The sequence below is a fragment of the Pseudomonas sp. JDS08PS003 genome (genome assembly GCF_045013505.1).
Classification (GTDB): Bacteria; Pseudomonadota; Gammaproteobacteria; order Pseudomonadales; family Pseudomonadaceae; genus Aquipseudomonas; species Aquipseudomonas protegens_B.
Genome location: NZ_CP120724.1, coordinates 5,170,407 through 5,186,315 on the forward strand (window position 1 = coordinate 5,170,407; position 15,909 = coordinate 5,186,315).

The 15,909-nt window shown below is 64.3% G+C and carries 15 protein-coding genes; 12 read left to right on the forward strand and 3 right to left on the reverse strand.

Annotation, left to right across the window (positions count from 1 at the left end; genetic code table 11):
• Window positions 1–68 precede the first annotated feature (68 nt).
• The 11 genes from P7C00_RS22720 to P7C00_RS22770 all read left to right on the forward strand — a co-directional run bounded on the left by P7C00_RS22720 (window position 69) and on the right by P7C00_RS22770 (window position 12,637).
• Window positions 69–845 carry a polysaccharide biosynthesis/export family protein gene (locus P7C00_RS22720; RefSeq protein ID WP_346632133.1) on the forward strand — a complete coding sequence of 259 codons (777 nt, stop codon included), beginning with the start codon at window positions 69–71 and terminating at the stop codon, window positions 843–845.
• 18 nt (window positions 846–863) lie between these two features.
• Window positions 864–2,858, forward strand: coding sequence for a lipopolysaccharide biosynthesis protein (locus P7C00_RS22725; protein ID WP_346632134.1), 1,995 nt, complete (start codon window positions 864–866; stop codon window positions 2,856–2,858).
• Window positions 2,858–4,054 carry a glycosyltransferase gene (locus P7C00_RS22730; protein WP_346632135.1) on the forward strand — a complete coding sequence of 399 codons (1,197 nt, stop codon included), beginning with the start codon at window positions 2,858–2,860 and terminating at the stop codon, window positions 4,052–4,054. Before P7C00_RS22725 ends, P7C00_RS22730 begins: the two co-directional genes overlap by 1 nt.
• On the forward strand, window positions 4,038–5,339 hold the full coding sequence (locus P7C00_RS22735) for a cellulase family glycosylhydrolase (RefSeq protein ID WP_404937426.1): 1,302 nt from the start codon (window positions 4,038–4,040) through the stop codon (window positions 5,337–5,339). The genes P7C00_RS22730 and P7C00_RS22735 overlap by 17 nt, the downstream gene beginning before the upstream one ends.
• A gap of 2 nt (window positions 5,340–5,341) precedes the next feature.
• Window positions 5,342–6,559, forward strand: a complete 1,218-nt coding sequence (locus tag P7C00_RS22740) for a glycosyltransferase family 4 protein (RefSeq protein WP_346632137.1) — start codon at window positions 5,342–5,344, stop codon at window positions 6,557–6,559.
• Complete coding sequence (locus tag P7C00_RS22745) at window positions 6,550–7,650, forward strand: glycosyltransferase family 1 protein (RefSeq protein WP_346632138.1); 1,101 nt, start codon at window positions 6,550–6,552, stop codon at window positions 7,648–7,650. The genes P7C00_RS22740 and P7C00_RS22745 overlap by 10 nt, the downstream gene beginning before the upstream one ends.
• On the forward strand, window positions 7,650–9,068 hold the full coding sequence (locus P7C00_RS22750; RefSeq protein ID WP_404937427.1) for an O-antigen ligase family protein: 1,419 nt from the start codon (window positions 7,650–7,652) through the stop codon (window positions 9,066–9,068). Before P7C00_RS22745 ends, P7C00_RS22750 begins: the two co-directional genes overlap by 1 nt.
• Complete coding sequence (locus P7C00_RS22755; RefSeq protein ID WP_346632140.1) at window positions 9,065–9,886, forward strand: acyltransferase; 822 nt, start codon at window positions 9,065–9,067, stop codon at window positions 9,884–9,886. The genes P7C00_RS22750 and P7C00_RS22755 overlap by 4 nt, the downstream gene beginning before the upstream one ends.
• Before the next feature lie 9 nt (window positions 9,887–9,895).
• On the forward strand, window positions 9,896–11,311 hold the full coding sequence (locus P7C00_RS22760; RefSeq protein WP_346632141.1) for a lipid II flippase MurJ: 1,416 nt from the start codon (window positions 9,896–9,898) through the stop codon (window positions 11,309–11,311).
• A gap of 16 nt (window positions 11,312–11,327) precedes the next feature.
• Window positions 11,328–12,254 (forward strand): glycosyltransferase family 2 protein, encoded by a 927-nt coding sequence (locus P7C00_RS22765; RefSeq protein WP_346632142.1) that lies wholly within the window; start codon window positions 11,328–11,330, stop codon window positions 12,252–12,254.
• Between the two features lie 128 nt (window positions 12,255–12,382).
• Window positions 12,383–12,637 (forward strand): hypothetical protein, encoded by a 255-nt coding sequence (locus P7C00_RS22770; protein WP_346632143.1) that lies wholly within the window; start codon window positions 12,383–12,385, stop codon window positions 12,635–12,637.
• A gap of 43 nt (window positions 12,638–12,680) precedes the next feature.
• On the opposite strand, the gene glp is transcribed toward P7C00_RS22770, so the two are convergent.
• A complete protein-coding gene (gene glp / locus P7C00_RS22775; protein ID WP_346632554.1) occupies window positions 12,681–13,868 on the reverse strand; it encodes a gephyrin-like molybdotransferase Glp in 1,188 nt (395 codons plus the stop codon).
• 22 nt (window positions 13,869–13,890) lie between these two features.
• Window positions 13,891–14,430, reverse strand: coding sequence for a molybdenum cofactor biosynthesis protein B (gene moaB / locus P7C00_RS22780; RefSeq protein ID WP_404937428.1), 540 nt, complete (start codon window positions 14,428–14,430; stop codon window positions 13,891–13,893).
• Window positions 14,431–14,714: 284 nt separating this feature from the next.
• On the opposite strand from moaB, the gene P7C00_RS22785 reads away from it, so the two are divergent.
• Window positions 14,715–14,936: a YgdI/YgdR family lipoprotein gene (locus P7C00_RS22785; RefSeq protein ID WP_015636515.1), complete on the forward strand. Its 222-nt coding sequence runs from the start codon at window positions 14,715–14,717 to the stop codon at window positions 14,934–14,936.
• 72 nt (window positions 14,937–15,008) lie between these two features.
• On the opposite strand, the gene P7C00_RS22790 is transcribed toward P7C00_RS22785, so the two are convergent.
• On the reverse strand, window positions 15,009–15,899 hold the full coding sequence (locus tag P7C00_RS22790; protein WP_404937429.1) for a pseudouridine synthase: 891 nt from the start codon (window positions 15,897–15,899) through the stop codon (window positions 15,009–15,011).
• Between the last annotated feature and the right edge of the window lie 10 nt (window positions 15,900–15,909).

Here is a 15,909-nt window from a genome sequence, read left to right on the forward strand (position 1 = left end):
AACAGCGCTTGACCCGTGAATCTGGCCCGACAGGGAGTTGTGACTATGCACGCCAGGAAGATCGCTCAATGAAGAGACTGCTGCTGATTTCCAGTATTTTCATGCTCTGTGCCTGCTCCATACCCGCGAAGGTGGAATTGCCTCCCAGTCAGGATCTGCAGGCTGCACACCGTGCCGGCGATGCCCTGGCCGGCCAGCCGCTGCCGCCCCAGCGGATTCGCCCGGGAGACACCCTGCGCATCGTCCGCAACACCGGCGAGGCGCCGTCGATCTCGGCCTTCACCGCCAACTCGATCTACGAACTGACCCTGTTCACCGTGCTCAACGACGGCACCTTTGCCTATCCCTACGCCGGGCAGATAAAAGCTGCGGGGCTGACCCCGCAACAGCTGACCCAGGTTCTGGAAAACAAGCTGAAGAACATCTACCAGGACTCGGCCCTGACGGTGAACATCAACCAGGCGCCGGGCAACACGGTGTTCGTCGGCGGCTCGGTGCGCAATCCGGCGTCCCTGCCGGTGACCGTGACCACCACCCTGGAACAGGCGATTGTGGGCGCTGGCGGCCTGCTGTCGGTGGGCGACAGCCGCAACATCGCGCTGCTGCGCGAGGGCGAGGACGGCCGCTACAAGACCTACTTTTTCGACTACCGAAAATTCATGATCGCCGGCAACGCCGGAGCCGCGCCGGTACTGCTGCAACGCGGCGACGTGGTCTTCGTGCCCAAGTCCAGCGTAGGCAACGGCATTGAATGGGTGGATGTGTACCTCAACCAGTTGATTCCGTTCACCAAGTCGATTGGTATCGGGGCGAGTTACGAAATCAATCGCCAGTCGGCCAACTGATCGCCAAGGACAGCACTCATGATCAATATCCGTTCCTTTCGCGATCTGCTGCGGTTGTTCTTCATCTTCAAGCGCGAGGTCAAGATCACCGTTCTGGTGACCTTCATCATCATCGTGCTGGGGGCTTTCTTGCTGCCCAACCGCTTCGAATCCACCGCCCTGCTGCTGGTCAAGCCCGGACGCGACACCAGCACCCTGCCGATCGAGATTGCCGACCGCCAGGCAGTAGTGGTTCCCAGCGCCCAGCGCGACCCGATCATCGATGAAGAGCGCATCCTCGCCGGCGAGCCCATTGCCCGCAAAGTGGCGCAGCAGTACCTCGACGACCTGTCCCGCCAGCCCCAGCCCGGCGGGTTCCTGGGCAGTGTGAAGAATGCCGTGAAAGGCGCGCTGGAAGGCCTGGTTGATCTGCTGCGAGGCACCCTGCAGTTGGTCGGTCTTGTGGAAAAGCAGACTCCGGTCGAACGCTTGACCGAACGCATGCTGAAAAACTTCAGCGTGACCCACGCCACAGGCTCTTCGGTGATGGAAGTGAGCTTCACCTGGAACGATCCGCAAGTGGCCCAGACGGTGGTCAAGAGCTGGATCGAGCATTACCAGCAGGAGCGTGCGCAAACCCTCGGCCGCAAAAGCCTGTACGCCTTCTATGAAACCGAAAGCGCCAGCACCAACCAGCGCATCCTCGGCTACAAGACGCAGATCGCCGACTACTTGAACCAACTGGGGGCGGTGAGCATCGACGAGCGCCTCAACGACATCTCGCGCAACCTCAATAACCTCAAGGGCGAGCACCTCAATACCACCCGGGCGGTGGCGTCCACCAAGAGCGGCCTGGACACCATCCAGAAACAGCTCAACAGCATGAAGAAAGAGATCAGCATCGGCCGCCAGATGAGTCTCAACCCCGATCGCCAGGATCTGCAGCAGCGGATCAACGCCAAACAGATCGAACGCCAGGAAATGCTCCGCACCTTCAAGGAAGGTGCGCCGCCGGTGCGGGCCATGGATACCGCCATTGCCAACCTGCAAGCCTTGCTGAAATCGGAAAACAGCACAGTGCAGCGCAGCGAGAACCTGGCGCCAAATCCGGTCTATACCCGCCTGCAGAACAGCTTCGCTGATCAACAGGCGAGCCTCAGCCGCCTGCAGACCCAGGCCGCCCAGCAACAGACCCAGTTGCTCAAGCTGGAACAGGACCGGCGCCAGGCCCTGGCCCTGGAGCCGGAACTGGCACGCCTGCAACGCGAACTCAGCGCGGCGGAAAAGAGCTTTGCGCTGTACAGCGACAGCACCGAGAAAGCGCGGATCGACCGCGAACTGGACCAGAGCCAGATCAGCAATATCGCGGTGATCGAAGAAGCCACTTTCAAGCCCAGCCGGGTCTTTCCCAAGAGCCTGAGCATGCTGCTGGCGGCCATTCCCCTGAGTCTGGCCGTGGGCCTGCTGGCGCTGTACTTCTTCTATCTGCTGGATCAGCGCATCCATGACGGCGACCAGATCGAAGAGCGCTTCGGGGTCAAGGTCTGGAGCAGCCTGCAGGACCTGGACAGCCACCTGCCGCAACGCAACAGCGCCTTTACCGCGAGCCTCTATCGGCTGTACGGCGTACTGCCCCTGGAGCGGGTCGCGGAACAGGGGCTGGTGATCGGCCTGACCTCGGCACGCCACGGCGAAGGGGTGAGTTTCGTCACCGGCCACCTGCGGGACCTGCTGCAGGAGCGCGGCCATCAGGTCCGGGTCAACGGCCCGGCCAAGGCCGCTCCCGGGGAAATCGTGCTGCTGGAAGCCTCCGGCTTCTTTTCCAACCAGGAGGCCTTTGTCAGCCTGCGGGAGGCCAACCTGATCGCTCTGATCGTCGAAGCCGAAACCACCACAGTGCCGGTGCTGCAGAACGCCCTGTCGATCCTCAATACCGCGTTCAAGCGGGTCGACGGCATCATCATCAACCGTCGACGCTTCGGCATCCCGGAGAACGTGCTGAATTTCATGGCGCGGATCAGGAGTCCAAGCTGATGCATATCGCCCTGCTGGCTCCCATGCCTCCCGAACAGAACGGCATCGCCGACTACGCCGCACACCTGCGCGCCGCCTTGGAGGGCCTGGGACTGCGGGTCAGCACGCCCCTGGCGGGAGTGGGCAACGACCCGGATCGGGCGGTGGAACGTGTGGCGCAAACGGACTGGCAGGGCATTGATCTGGTCCACGCCGAACTGGGGGGTGGCCGGCTGGCGGAGTTTCACGCCCTCAAGGCCTTGCGCCAGCGCTTTCCCAGCCTGCCGTTGAGCGCCACGGTGCACGACCCCGAGCGCCTGGTCTGGCGTCGGGCCCGCCTGCCCTGGCCACTGTCACTGGCGACACGGCTGCCCTCGCCCCTGCCGCAGATTGCCACGGTACTGACCGATCCGATCTGCCTGTACGAGGAACAGCAACTGGCCCGCAGCCTCAACCGGCTCATTACCCTGACCCACGCCGGTGGCGAGTGCCTGCGCCAGCGCATGGGGCTGCGAGCGGAGCAGATGGTGGTCATCCCCCACGGCAACCTGGCGATCCCCGCCCAGCCGCTGCCACCGCTGTCGCCCTTGAAGCTGCTGTATTTCGGTTTCATCTATCGCGGCAAGGGCATCGAGGACCTGCTGGACGCACTGGCCATGGCCTTCGCCCAGCAACCCGGGATGCGCCAGCGCCTGCGCCTGACCCTGGCCGGCGGCAGTGAGCCGGAAATGGCCTTCGGCAGTGCCGGCAGCTACCTCGAACAACTGCGCCAGCACATCCAGCGCCTGAACCTGCAGGACAACATCGATTGGCAGCTGGACCTGCCGGCCACGGATATCCCCAAGGTGATCCAGGCCCACCATGTGATGGTCCTGCCCTATCGGGAGTCGAGCAAGCTGAAGGTCCTGGGCAAGTTGCGCGGCACCAGCGGCGCCTTGTCCTGGGCGGTGGCATGCGGACGCGGGGCCATCACCTCCGACGCCCGCTCCTTCGCCGAAGAAGTGGCCCAGGACAACGGTGTGATCTTTCCCCAGGGCAACGTCGCGGCCCTGGCCGCCGAGCTCAGCCATTTGTGCACCAGCCCCGAGCGGGTGGAGCGCTGGGCCGAACACGCCGGGGTGATCGGTGCCCGACGGGTCTGGAGCCATACCGCCGAACGCTTTGCCCGAGTGTTCACGGATGCCTGTGGAGGCGCTGCACATGTATACGCTACGTAGATCGCGCAGCTTGCTGCTGGTACTGGCCTGCCTGGCCTGGCCAGCCCTGGCGGACAATAACCTGCGAGCACCGCGGCCGGTGGTGTGGAAGGACTTTCTCGGGGTCAACGCCCAGTTCCAGTACTTCTCTCCCAGCGTCTATCAGAAACAGATGGACCGTCTCGATGCCCTCGGCCTGAACTGGGTCCGCCTGTCGATTCACTGGGCAATGATCGAGCCCAGCGAGAACGACCTGCAACTCAACGCCCTGGATGGCGCGATGACGGCCATGCAGAGCCGCCACTACAACATCCTGGCCTACATGGTGGGCTCGGCCCCCTTCGCCGCCAACATTCCCCCTGGCGCCGCCCCTTCCGACCAGTACCCGCCCAAGGACTTCAATGTCTTCGCCCAGCGCATGCGCATGCTCGCCCAGCGCTATCCCCAGGTGAACACCTGGCAAGTGTGGAACGAGCCCAACATCGTCTGGCTGCCCAAGGAAGACCCGGCTGCCTACGACCGCCTGCTCGAAACCACCACCAGCGCAATCCGCTCAGCCATTCCCGGCAAGCCCGTGGCCACCGCCGGCATGGCCTATTACAGCCAGATGCGCAACACCCCGGGACTGATGCTCGAGGACCTGCTGGAGCAGGGCCTGGGTAACGAAAACCTGATCGCCGCCTACCACCCCTATTCCGAGTATCCGGAAGGCGATGACGCCACGGCCAAGGACTTCCTGGTGCGCGGCAACTTCCTCAATAGCGGCCTGCACAGCCAGGGCGTGCAACAGGTCTGGGCCACCGAATGGGGCTGGTCGAGCTACACCAGCGGCGAGCGCGAGATGCAGGCGATGATCGGCGTCAATGGCCAGGCCGACTACACACTACGACGCCTGGCGCTGATGGCGACCATGGACTATCAGCGAATCTTCCTGTTCAACCTCAGTGACCTCGATGCCCGCGCCAGCAACCGTGACCAGTCCTACGGCCTGGTGGACCTGGCGAGCGATCCCAAGCCGGTGTATGCCGCCCTCAAGCACTTTTTCGACGTCACCGGACCCAGCCTGGCCCCGGCCGACCCTCCGCAGTTGAACAATGCCCCGAGCGATCTGTACAGCATCGCCTGGACCCGGCCCGACGGCTCCCATGTCTGGATGTTCTGGAGTGCCAGCGGCGCCAGCCTGCAGATCCCCGGGCTCAATGCTGCTGCCCTGTACGACCCGCTGGCCGCAACCCGCACCGACTTGAGCGGGCAGCAAGGCGTCAGTGTGCCGTTGAAAACCAGCCTGCAACTCCTGGTGTGGTGAACATGAAGATCCTCTGGACCCTGCCCTACCTGCCCTGGCCCGCCACCAGCGGCGGCAAGACCCGGCAATACCACCTGCTGCGAGCCCTCGCGGCCCGAGGTCATCGCATTACTTTGCTGGTGCAGTCGAAAACCCCGCTGGACGAGGCCACCCGCGCCGCCCTGGAGCCCTGGCTGGAACGCCTGATCGTGCTGCCCCGGCGCCCCTTGCGCAGCCTCAAGACCCTGTTCTCGGTACTGTTCGCGCCCTATCCGATGCTGGCCGATATCAATGGCCTGGCGGGGCCGCTGCAACAGCGCTTTCGCCAACTGCTGGACGAGCACTGGGACGTGATCCAGATCGAGCACAGCTACAGTTTCCAGCCCTTTGAACAACCGCTGCAGCAACTGCAGCGGGACTTCGTCCTCACCGAGCACAATGTCGAATCGGCCCTGGGCGCCGCCAGCTATGACCGCCTGCCGGCCTGGTCGAAACCCTTCACCCTGTATGACCAGTGGCGCTACCGACGCTGGGAGCGTCGGGTGTTCCAACAGGCGACCCAGGTCATCGCGGTCACCGAACAGGATGCCCTGACCCTGGCCCGACTCAGCGGCAAGCCTGCCGCAGTGGTGGTCAATGGCGTCGACTGCGAACACTACGCCTCAGTCCAGCCGGACCTGACCAGCCAGCGCCTGCTGTTTATCGGCAACTACGAATACAGCCCCAACCTGGATGCCGTGGAATGGGCCCTGGAGGAGATCCTGCCGCGCCTCTGGGCGCTCAACCCGGACGTACGCTTCGCCATCTGTGGCTACGCCCTGCCGGACAGTTTTCGCCAGCGTTGGCCAGACCCGCGCATCGAGTGGCAAGGCTTCGTCCCCGACCTGCGGGACCTGCAACGACGCTCGACGCTGTTCTTCGCGCCCCTGCGCCAGGGCGGCGGCTCCAAGCTCAAGGTGCTGGAAGCCATGGCCGCCGGCTTGCCGGTGGTCACCACAGCCCAGGGCAGCTCGGGGTTGCAGGTGGAAAACGGCCGGCACTACCTGGGCAGCGAAGACCCCGGCGCCCTGGCGCAGATCCTCGCCGAAGCCCTCGCCGACCCCGAGCGCCTGCAACGCATAGGCGACGCCGGACGCGGCTACGTGTTGGCCGAACACGACTGGACCGTTGCCGCCGCCCAACTGGAAGCGGTCTACCAGCAACTCCCCTCAGCCAAGGAAGAAGTGTCCGTATGCGCATAGGTCTGGATTACCGCCCCGCCGCGGGCTACAGCAACACTGGAATCGGCCGGCAGAACCTGGCACTGGAAGAGGCCCTGCGAGCCAACCCCGAGGTCAGCCTGCAATTGTTCGGCGTGGCCCCCGAGGAGCATCCCCTGCGCCGTCGCGTGCACTGCCCCCGCTGGGGCGCGCCTTTGCAGGGGATCCATCGGCTGCCGGGGCGACTGCGCTTCGAGGGCGGCTTTCTCCCCGGCGCGCTGCGGGAGGCTGGCATCGAGCTGTACATCTGCAACTTCAACATGGGCCTGCCCCTGGGCAAGAAACCCCAGGAACTGCGCTATGTGCTGCAGCTGCATGACCTGTTCCAGCTGACCCTGAGCAACAGCCACGGTTCCCGGCTCAAGGAGCGGATCTACGGGCTCAGCGACGCGCTGTCCATCGCTCATTCGGTGAAGCAGGCGGATCGGATCTGGACGCCTTCGCAGTACACCGCCGACGCATTGGTGAAACGCTTCCCGGGAGCCCGGGACAAGGTCCGGGTATTGCCCAATCTGGTCACCGGCTTTCACGGTGAAGCCGCTGACATCAGCGACCTGCAGCTTCCCGAGCGCTACTGGCTGGCAGTCGGCACCCGCGAACCGCGCAAGAACATTCCCTGGTTCGTCGGTGCCTGGCAGGCCGCCCGCCAGCAGTCCCCCGAAGTGCCCGAACTGGTGCTGATCGGCGCTCCGGAGCACCTGCCCGGCGAGCTGCGAACGCTGCATGGCCTGCACTTTCTCAGCGATATCAGCGACCGCCAGCTACATGCCGTCTACCTCAAGGCTCTGCGACTGTGGCAGCCCTCCTACGCCGAGGGCTTCGGGCTGCCGGTGATCGAGGCCCTGAGCGTCGGCACCCCGGTGGCGGTGGCCAGCGGCTCGGCCCTGGACGAAATCACCCCGGCCACCAGCCCGCGCTTCTCCCCCACCGACAGCAACGCCTTGAGCCAGCTGATGGTGCAACTGGCCAGCGCCTCAACGGAAGATCCCGAGACACTCAAGGCCTGGGCCGACGGTTACGCCGAGAGCGCCTATCGCCAGCGCTTCGATGAACTGCTCGAGGAACTCAAGTAATGCCCATCGCTCTGCCAGTGGCGCTGACCTTCAGCCTGGTCTTCGGCGTGCTGATCTGGCTGCTGCCACCGTTGAAGGTACTGGTGCTGATGGTCGGCATCGCGGCAGCGGTGACGGTGCTCCGCCAGCCCATGCGCGGGCTGCTGCTGTTCGCCGTGCTGGCGACTTTCCTGCCTTACTCGACGGTGCAGATCGGCCTGCGCACAACGATCTCCGAAGCCCTGCTGCTATTGGTCTGGGCCAGTATTCTGCTGCATAGCCTGCTCTCCAATCTGCCGCCTGCCCCCAGGCTGCTGCGCACCGAAAAGCTGCTGCTGGCGCTGATGGCCTTCAGCGCCTTGCCGTTTGTCATCGGTCAACTGACGGTGCATGCCGACGGCAACGGGCCGGTGAACTGGGTGCGCTGGCTGCTCAACCTGTCGGCGCTGTTCCTGGTACGGCGCCTGCTGCAGGAACCCAAGGCTCGGGAGCAGTTGGTCGGCGGCTTGCTGCTAGGCACTCTGTTGCTTCTGCTGCTGTCGATTCCGATGTTTCTGAAAAACGGCAGCGCCACCGCCATGACCCCGATCCTGGAAAAGCTCGGCTACGGCGGTATCGAGGTGCTGGGGGACAGCCTCAGCGCCCTGGCCAATCGCATGGGCTCGCCCTGGATGCACCCCAACGTCACCGGCGGCGCCATGGCGCTGCTTCTGCCCCTGGCCTTCTGCTTCGGCCTGACCCGCAGCGGCTGGCAGCGCAACCTGGGGCTGGCCGTGGCCCTGCTTGGAGCGGCCGGGCTCTTGCTTTCCGGCTCCCGGGGCGCCTTGCTGAGTCTGTTGATCGTACTGATCTGGATGGCCCGTCAGCGCGTGCCCTATACCGGGCGCATGCTGATGGGCGGCTTGGTTCTCGGCGCCTTGCTGCTGATGTCCTACCCACCGCTGCAGGATCGCTTGCTGACCCTGTTCTCCTCCAACGATGCCAGTACCAGCGTGCGGGTCGACGAGTACTCGCACTTCCCCGCGGCCATGGCGATGTTCCCCTTCGGCATCGGCTTCAAGGTCGACCCTCCCGTGCCGGGCACTGGCCTGTGGGGCATCTCCAACCTGTGGCTGAACTTCATCTACAAGATCGGCGTACCCGGCATGCTGCTATTCGTCGCGGTGATCTGGAGCTGGTGGCGGGAAACCCGCGGCACCGGGCTGCAGGTCCGCTTGAACCGCGACAACGCTCTCTGGCTCGGCAGCGGCGCCGGTCTCAGCGCCGCCCTGATCAGCGGCCTGTTCGACCACTATTTCAGCTTTACCCAGGTGCTGATCGCTCTGTTCTGGCTGCTGCTGGGCCTCAATCTGCATGAAGCCAGGCGTTTGCGGCTCAAGGCCGGGGTACCCATGCCACGGGTTACTTCAGACTCCCTTCCCTCAGGAATCCGCCCATGAAACATCGCCTTTTCCACTCGCAGAACCTGAAGCAGGCACTGCCTGAATATGCGCACAAGATGGGCGTGAGCCTTGAGGAACTGGAGGCGGCCTATCAGTGGATGCTGGAAAACGACGTGGTGTTCGAACAACCGCTCAAGGGCAACGTGCTGACCTACATCAGCTACCTGAACATCGAGTCGAAGATCGAGCCGCCCTTGCCCCGGCGCTTCTATGCCTTGCTGGGCCGCGAGCTCAAAGGCGCATTGATCCCCATGTATGGCATCAACTGGCCGACCCTGCGCGACCGCATGCTGCGAGTCTGGGAGCAGGTCTACAACATCCTCATCTGCAAGATCCCCAGCCACACCCTGCGTCTGTTCTGGCTGCGCATGGGCGGCGCGAAGATCGGCAAGGGCTCCACCGTCTGGCGCAACACCGAGGTGCTTGGGGTCGACAGCCTGCGCATCGGCCAGGACAGCACCGTGGCCTGGCACTGCCAGCTGGATGCCCGAGGCGGGCTGATCATCGGCGACCATGTGACCATCGCCTCCCATGTACTGATCATCGCCGGCGGCCATGACCTCAAGGAGCCGGAATTCTGGGCCGTGGGCGGGCCGATCTATATCCATGACTACGCCTGGATCGCCAGCCGGGCCCTGCTGTCCTTCGGTGCCGAGATCGGTGAGGGCGCGGTGGTCGGCGGGCAGTCGGTGGTGTCCAAGCCAGTGCCGCCCTATGCCATCGTCAGTGGCCCGGACGCGGTCATCAAAGGCGAGCGCTGCCGCAACCTCAACTACAAAGTGGGCGGCAAAGGCCTGTTCACTTTGTTCCACTAGGCCACGCCCATGTTCGGCGCGACGCTGTGGCTGACTCTGGCAACGCTGACCGGACTGGCCGCCGGCTTTGCCCGGGAATGGCTGCTGGTGGCGGCCTGGGGCGCCGGGGGGCAGAGCGACGGATTCCTGGTGGCGATGTTCCTGCCCGAAGCCTTGCGCATGGCCCTGGCCGCAGGCCTGCTCAGCGCCGCCGCATTACCCCTGTATCAGCAACGCTCGGCCCCGGAACAGCAGGCCTGGCTCAGTGCCCTGACCCCGCGCCTGCTGCTGTGCGGGCTGTCACTGGCTGCGCTCCTGAGCCTCGGCGCGCCGTTGTGGGTCCGCCTGATCGGCCCCGGACTGGGCAGCGACGGCTACGCCCTGGCCAGCGGTGGCTTGCGCTGGCTGGCCTGGTGCGCTCCGGGGTTTGTCCTGCACAGCCTGTTCTGTGTGCCGCTGCAAGCCCGATCGCGCTTCGTCCTGGCCGGCCTGGGCTCGCTGCTTTTCAACGTGCCGCCGGTGATCTACCTGGCCAGCTTTCATCATGACTCGACCCCCGTCGGGCTGGCGGGCGCCTGCGTGCTGGGCAGCGTGCTGATGCCCACGGTGCTGCTGCCGAGCCTGCTGCGGGATGGCTGGCGCCCCTGGCGGATTCAGGGCGCTCCCGGCGCCGGTCGCGAACTGCTGCAACGGATCGGCCCACTGCTGAGCAGCAACCTGGCCAGCCAGGGCCTGGCCCTGCTGGAGCGCATGGCCGCATCGCTGCTGGGGGAAGGGGCGGTCACCTGGATCAACCTGGCGCGCAAGTTGATCAACCTGCCGCTGATTGCCCTGATGAGCCTCAACCAGGTGCTGCTCGGACTGATGAGCGGCAGCGCCGGCGAACAGCGCCTGGGCCTGCTGCGCAAGGGCCTGAGCAGCGCCACCCTGTTGACGATTCCGGCGGTGGTAGGGTTGATCGGCGCAGCGGCGGCACTGGTTCATCTGCTGCTGCCCAGCCAGGCCGCCGGCAGTCCCCTGCCGGAACTGCTGGCATGGTTTTCGGTGCCGCTGATGTTCGGCGCCTGGAACGCGCTGCTGGCCCGCTACGCCTACGCAGCGGGGGATACACGCATGCCACTGGCTTGCGAGCTCGCCGGCAGCCTGCTCAACGCCTTGCTGCTGGCCTTGCTGCCGTACTTCTTCGGCTTGATCGGCATCGCCCTGGCGGCCATCTGCGGCGTGATCCTCACCGGGTTGCTGCTGATGCGACGCCAGCAACTGCTGGGACTGGTGCCTTGGCGCAGCCATTGGCTGATCGGTATCGGCGGTATGGCACTGGCCGCGCTGTTCCTCCATCCGCTGACCTCGACCTGGTGGCAACTGGGATTGAGCAGCGCCTGTGGCCTGCTGCTGTTGCTGACCCTCGCGGCCTGGCTGCGGCCCTGGCGCCCGAACCTGATCTGAACCGGAGGGATGGACAATGTCGACACTGCGCGTGGCCTGTGTGATCCCGACCTACAACGGCCGTCAGGACCTGTCCCGGCTGCTGGACTCCCTGGACATCCAGAGCGCGGCGTTCGATACCCTGATCGTCGACTCCAGCTCCAGCGACGGCAGCTACGAGCTGGCGCTGGCACGCGGCCCCAGCGTGCTACGCATCGACAGCCGCGACTTCAACCATGGCGGCACCCGGCAACTGATGGTAGAGCGCAACGCCGACTACGACGTGTACGTGTTCATGACCCAGGACGCCTACCTGGAGGATGCCGAGGGCATCGCCCGCATCGTCGCGCCCTTCGCCGACCCGCAAGTGGGGGCGGTGTGCGGTCGCCAGCTGCCACACTTGAATGCCAGTCCCCTGGCCACCCACGCGCGGCTGTTCAACTACCCGCCGACCTCCCAGGTGAAAAGCCTGGCTGACGTGCCGACGCTGGGAATCAAGACCGCCTTCATGTCCAACTCTTTCTCCGCCTACCGGCGCGAGGCCCTGATGCAGGTCGGCGGCTTTCCCAAGCATGTGATCCTGTCCGAGGACATGTACGTGGGCGCCAGGATGCTCCTGGCGGGCTGGAAGGTTGCCTACGAAGGTCGAGCCTGTTGCCGCCACTCCCATAACTACAGCCTCAAGGAAGAGTTTCGCCGCTACTTCGACATCGGCGTGTTCCACGCCCGGGAGCCCTGGATTCGCCAGGCATTCGGCGGTGCCGGCGGCGAGGGCCTGCGCTACGTCAAGTCCGAGCTGCAGTTCCTCGGTCCGCGGCGCCTGCTGCAATGGCCGGGGTCGCTGCTGCGCAACGGGGTGAAACTGATCGCCTACAAACTCAGCCAGCAGGAACGCTATCTGCCCCTGGGCCTGAAGAAAAGACTCGGCATGTACAAGCGCTACTGGGACAGCCCCTACGCCTGAACTGCAGGTCCGAGTTTTAAAGCGAATTTCCTGACCGAAGAATGAGAATTGCCTGAATTGACCCTGCAGAGCCAATCAGTGACTGTGGATGCCAGGCGCTGACGCCTTACACAGGGAAGTGCACGGTCATGAACGACAAGGGGTTTTATCCACGAGGGCAATCACCGCTCAATCGCATCAAGGGCAGTTCCTGGCTGGCGGACCCACCGGCTCGGGACTTCGACTTGCCGCACTCGTCCGAGGCCTGCCCGACTCACTCCAGGCTGTTATCGATACTCAAGCGCCTGGCCTGGCTGACGCTCACGGCCTCGATACTGGCCGGCCTGGTGACCTGGGGTTTGCACAGCCGTTTCGGCCTGCTGCTGTTACTGCTACTGCGCTGAACCGCGGAGTGCGGGCCCGGTGCTGAACCGGGCCCGGGTCCGCTCAATCCAGCACTTCACTCAAGGGAATGAAGCTGACCCAATCGCCTTCCTCCAGGGTCCGCCCCTCCAGCACCTCTACCAAACCTTCGGCCCAGGCCGCACTACGCAGTACGCCCGAACTCTGGTTGCGATAGATGATCGCCCGCCCATTCTCCAGGCGTCCGCGCAAGTATTCGCGACGATTGCCAGGCTGGGGCCAGACAAAACCTGCCGGCACCTGGAAGCTCAATGGTTGCACCTGCTGCACGCCCTGGCGCCGCAACAGATAAGGCCGCGCCAACAGGGCGAAAGTCACCAGGGTCGATGCCGGATTGCCCGGCAGGCCAATCACCGGCACCCCACGAAAGTGTCCGAAGGTCAGGGGTTTACCGGGCTTGATTGCCAGTTTCCACAGGGCCAGCTCACCGGCTTCCCGCAGGGCGATGCCGAGAAAGTCCGCCTCCCCCACCGAGACCCCACCGGTGGAGAGGATCAGGTCCACATCCCCCAACTCCGCCAGGCGCTGACGGGTCGCGGGCAGGTCGTCGGGGAGGATTCCCGCATCCAGCACGTCACAACCCAGACGCTGCAACCAACTGCACAGCAGCACTCGATTGCTGTTGTAGATCTGCCCCGGACCAAGAGGCCGGCCAGGCTCCACCAGTTCGTCGCCGGTGGACAATACCGCCACCCGGACTCGACGCAGCACCTCCAGCTCGGCACATCCCAAGGACGCCGCCAGGCCCTGCTCGATGGGCCCCAAGCGCGTACCGGCCGCCAGGACCTGCTCACCCACGGTGGTTTCCTGGCCCTGGGGGCGGATGTTCTGGCCGACCTTCAGTGGCTCGGTAAAACGTACTCGCTGATCGTCCTGAACCTGGGCGTTTTCCTGCATCTCGACGCAATCCGCACCCGCCGGCAGCGGAGCGCCAGTGAAGATCCGGGCACAGGTTCCAGACTGCAAGGGTTCGGGGGACTGTCCGGCGAAAACTCGCTGGCTGACCGGCAAGGGCTCACCCTTCCAGTCCTCAAGGCGCAAAGCGTATCCATCCATGGCGCTGTTGGGCCAAGGCGGCAGATCCAGACTGGATACCAGCGCCTCAGCCAGTACCCGGCCTTCGGTGGCGGCCAACGGCAGCCGTTCACGCTCGACAATGGGCGCCGCCTCGGCCATGGCCAACAGGCGCTCCAAGGCCTCCTCCACTGGCATCAAGGCCCCCTGCTTGCCCGGCTTACCCACGGGATTCACAGGGCGCCGCCTGTTTCAGATGAGGGACGAAGTTGCACGGCCGATGCCGCGAGTCCAGTTGCTCGGCCAGTATCCCGTCCCAGCCGGTACGCACCGCATTGGTGGAGCCCGGCAGGCAGCACACCAGGGTGCCATTGGCCAGACCGGCCAAGGCACGGGACTGCACAGTGGAGGTGCCGATATCCGCCACCGATATCTGCCGGAACAGCTCGCCGAAACCATCGACCTGCTTGTCCAGCAGGCAGGCCACCGCTTCCGGAGTGCTGTCGCGACCGGTAAAACCGGTGCCGCCGGTGATCAACACCACCTGCACCACGTCATCGGCGATCCAGGTCGCGACCTGGGCGCGGATCTTGTACAGATCGTCCTTGAGCAACACCCGCGCAGCCAGACGATGGCCCGCGGCGCCCAGGCGCTCGACGAAGACCTGGCCGGAGGCGTCGGTTTCCAGGGTGCGGGTGTCACTGACGGTCAACACCGCAATGTTCAGGGCAGCAAAAGGTACATCAGCCTTGGCTTTCATAGGCTCGATCCAGAGGTAGGAGACACAGCCCGGTGTTATATCACAGCCCTTTGTTCCGACGCCGCTGCGGGGCCGGCATTCACCTTGCCCCGGACTTCCAGCGCAAACAGCCCAGGCATCGAGAAAGCCAGATCTCGGACGATCAGACACTGTGAGTTAAGCTGCAGCCGCCAACGCCTGCGATCCGCCCGGCAACGTGACAGAATGTCCCTGGCCAAGGAACTTGCAGGCGTTGTATACGTCTGAAGACCAGCACTCAAAAGTACTCATTTCGGAGACACACAATGACTCAACGGACCCTCGCCACTCTCATGCTCGCACTGGGCCTGGCCACTCTCGCCGGTTGCGCCTCGCCGACAGTGATCACCTTGAATGACGGTCGCGAAATCCAGGCCGTCGATACCCCTAAATACGACAAGGATTCCGGCTTCTACGAGTTTGAACAACTGGACGGCAAACAGACTCGCATCAACAAGGATCAGGTGCGCACTGTCAAGGAGCTGTAAGTCCGACAGTGGTTGTTTTGCTTCCATAAAACCCGCCTTTGGCGGGTTTTATTGTTTCTGCGAGACGGTTTTTCACCACTGCAGGCTGATGCGGCTTTCGAACTCGCGCTCCTGCCCGGTCAACGGATCGATGAAGCGCAAGCCCTGGGCCAGCAGCTTCAGTGGATTGTCATAGACGTCCTCGGCATCCTTGAGCACCTCGGGATAGAACGGGTCATTGCAGATCGCCGCTCCAAGGGCACTCATGTGTACCCGCAACTGGTGCTTCTTGCCCGTCACCGGGTACAAGGCATAACGCCACAGGTCGCCCTGCCTTTCCCTGACGTCGATGGCAGTTTCGGTATTGCTCGGCCCCTCTGCCTCCTGCATGCGGAAGAAGGGCTCCCCGTCCACCAATCGGCTTTTGTGCACCAGGGGGAAAGTCAGGTGTGGCAAGGCACCGGCAATGGCTTCATAGCGTTTCTCGATCTGCCGGGTGGGGAACAACGCCTGATAGGCCGAGCGACTGCCGGGATGGGCAGAAAAAAGCACCAGCCCCGCCGTGTGCCGGTCAATGCGATGCAGGGGCACCAGACTCGGGTTGTCCAGGTGGCGGATAAGGCGACGCAGCAAGGTCTGCTCGACGTACTCGCCCGCAGGGGTGACCGGAAGAAAATGCGGTTTATCCACCACCACCAGATGCTCGTCGGCATAGAGGATGGTCTCCTGCACCGGGATTACCTTCTCATCCGGCACCTCGCGAAAATAATGAATCCGCAAGCCTTCGCGATAGGCCAGGTCCAGACTGATGGGCTGGCCCTGCCCATCCAGCACCCGGCCGCGGGCAATACGATCCAGCCATTGTTCACGACTGATGGCCTTGAAGTGATCACACAGGCAATCCAGCACCGTCGGCCAGGAGCCGGGGGGCAGGTACAAGGTGCTGGCCTGGTGCTGTGCAGCGGAAAAGCTCGCGGAGGACATACAAAAGCTC

Coding starts and splice junctions, on each gene's coding strand:
- P7C00_RS22720 (WP_346632133.1), top strand. CDS start 69: ATGAAGAGACTGCTGCTGATTTCCAGTATTTTCATGCTCTGTGCCTGC.
- P7C00_RS22725 (WP_346632134.1), top strand. CDS start 864: ATGATCAATATCCGTTCCTTTCGCGATCTGCTGCGGTTGTTCTTCATC.
- P7C00_RS22730 (WP_346632135.1), top strand. CDS start 2,858: ATGCATATCGCCCTGCTGGCTCCCATGCCTCCCGAACAGAACGGCATC.
- P7C00_RS22735 (WP_404937426.1), top strand. CDS start 4,038: ATGTATACGCTACGTAGATCGCGCAGCTTGCTGCTGGTACTGGCCTGC.
- P7C00_RS22740 (WP_346632137.1), top strand. CDS start 5,342: ATGAAGATCCTCTGGACCCTGCCCTACCTGCCCTGGCCCGCCACCAGC.
- P7C00_RS22745 (WP_346632138.1), top strand. CDS start 6,550: ATGCGCATAGGTCTGGATTACCGCCCCGCCGCGGGCTACAGCAACACT.
- P7C00_RS22750 (WP_404937427.1), top strand. CDS start 7,650: ATGCCCATCGCTCTGCCAGTGGCGCTGACCTTCAGCCTGGTCTTCGGC.
- P7C00_RS22755 (WP_346632140.1), top strand. CDS start 9,065: ATGAAACATCGCCTTTTCCACTCGCAGAACCTGAAGCAGGCACTGCCT.
- P7C00_RS22760 (WP_346632141.1), top strand. CDS start 9,896: ATGTTCGGCGCGACGCTGTGGCTGACTCTGGCAACGCTGACCGGACTG.
- P7C00_RS22765 (WP_346632142.1), top strand. CDS start 11,328: ATGTCGACACTGCGCGTGGCCTGTGTGATCCCGACCTACAACGGCCGT.
- P7C00_RS22770 (WP_346632143.1), top strand. CDS start 12,383: ATGAACGACAAGGGGTTTTATCCACGAGGGCAATCACCGCTCAATCGC.
- glp (WP_346632554.1), bottom strand. CDS start 13,868: ATGCCAGTGGAGGAGGCCTTGGAGCGCCTGTTGGCCATGGCCGAGGCG.
- moaB (WP_404937428.1), bottom strand. CDS start 14,430: ATGAAAGCCAAGGCTGATGTACCTTTTGCTGCCCTGAACATTGCGGTG.
- P7C00_RS22785 (WP_015636515.1), top strand. CDS start 14,715: ATGACTCAACGGACCCTCGCCACTCTCATGCTCGCACTGGGCCTGGCC.
- P7C00_RS22790 (WP_404937429.1), bottom strand. CDS start 15,899: ATGTCCTCCGCGAGCTTTTCCGCTGCACAGCACCAGGCCAGCACCTTG.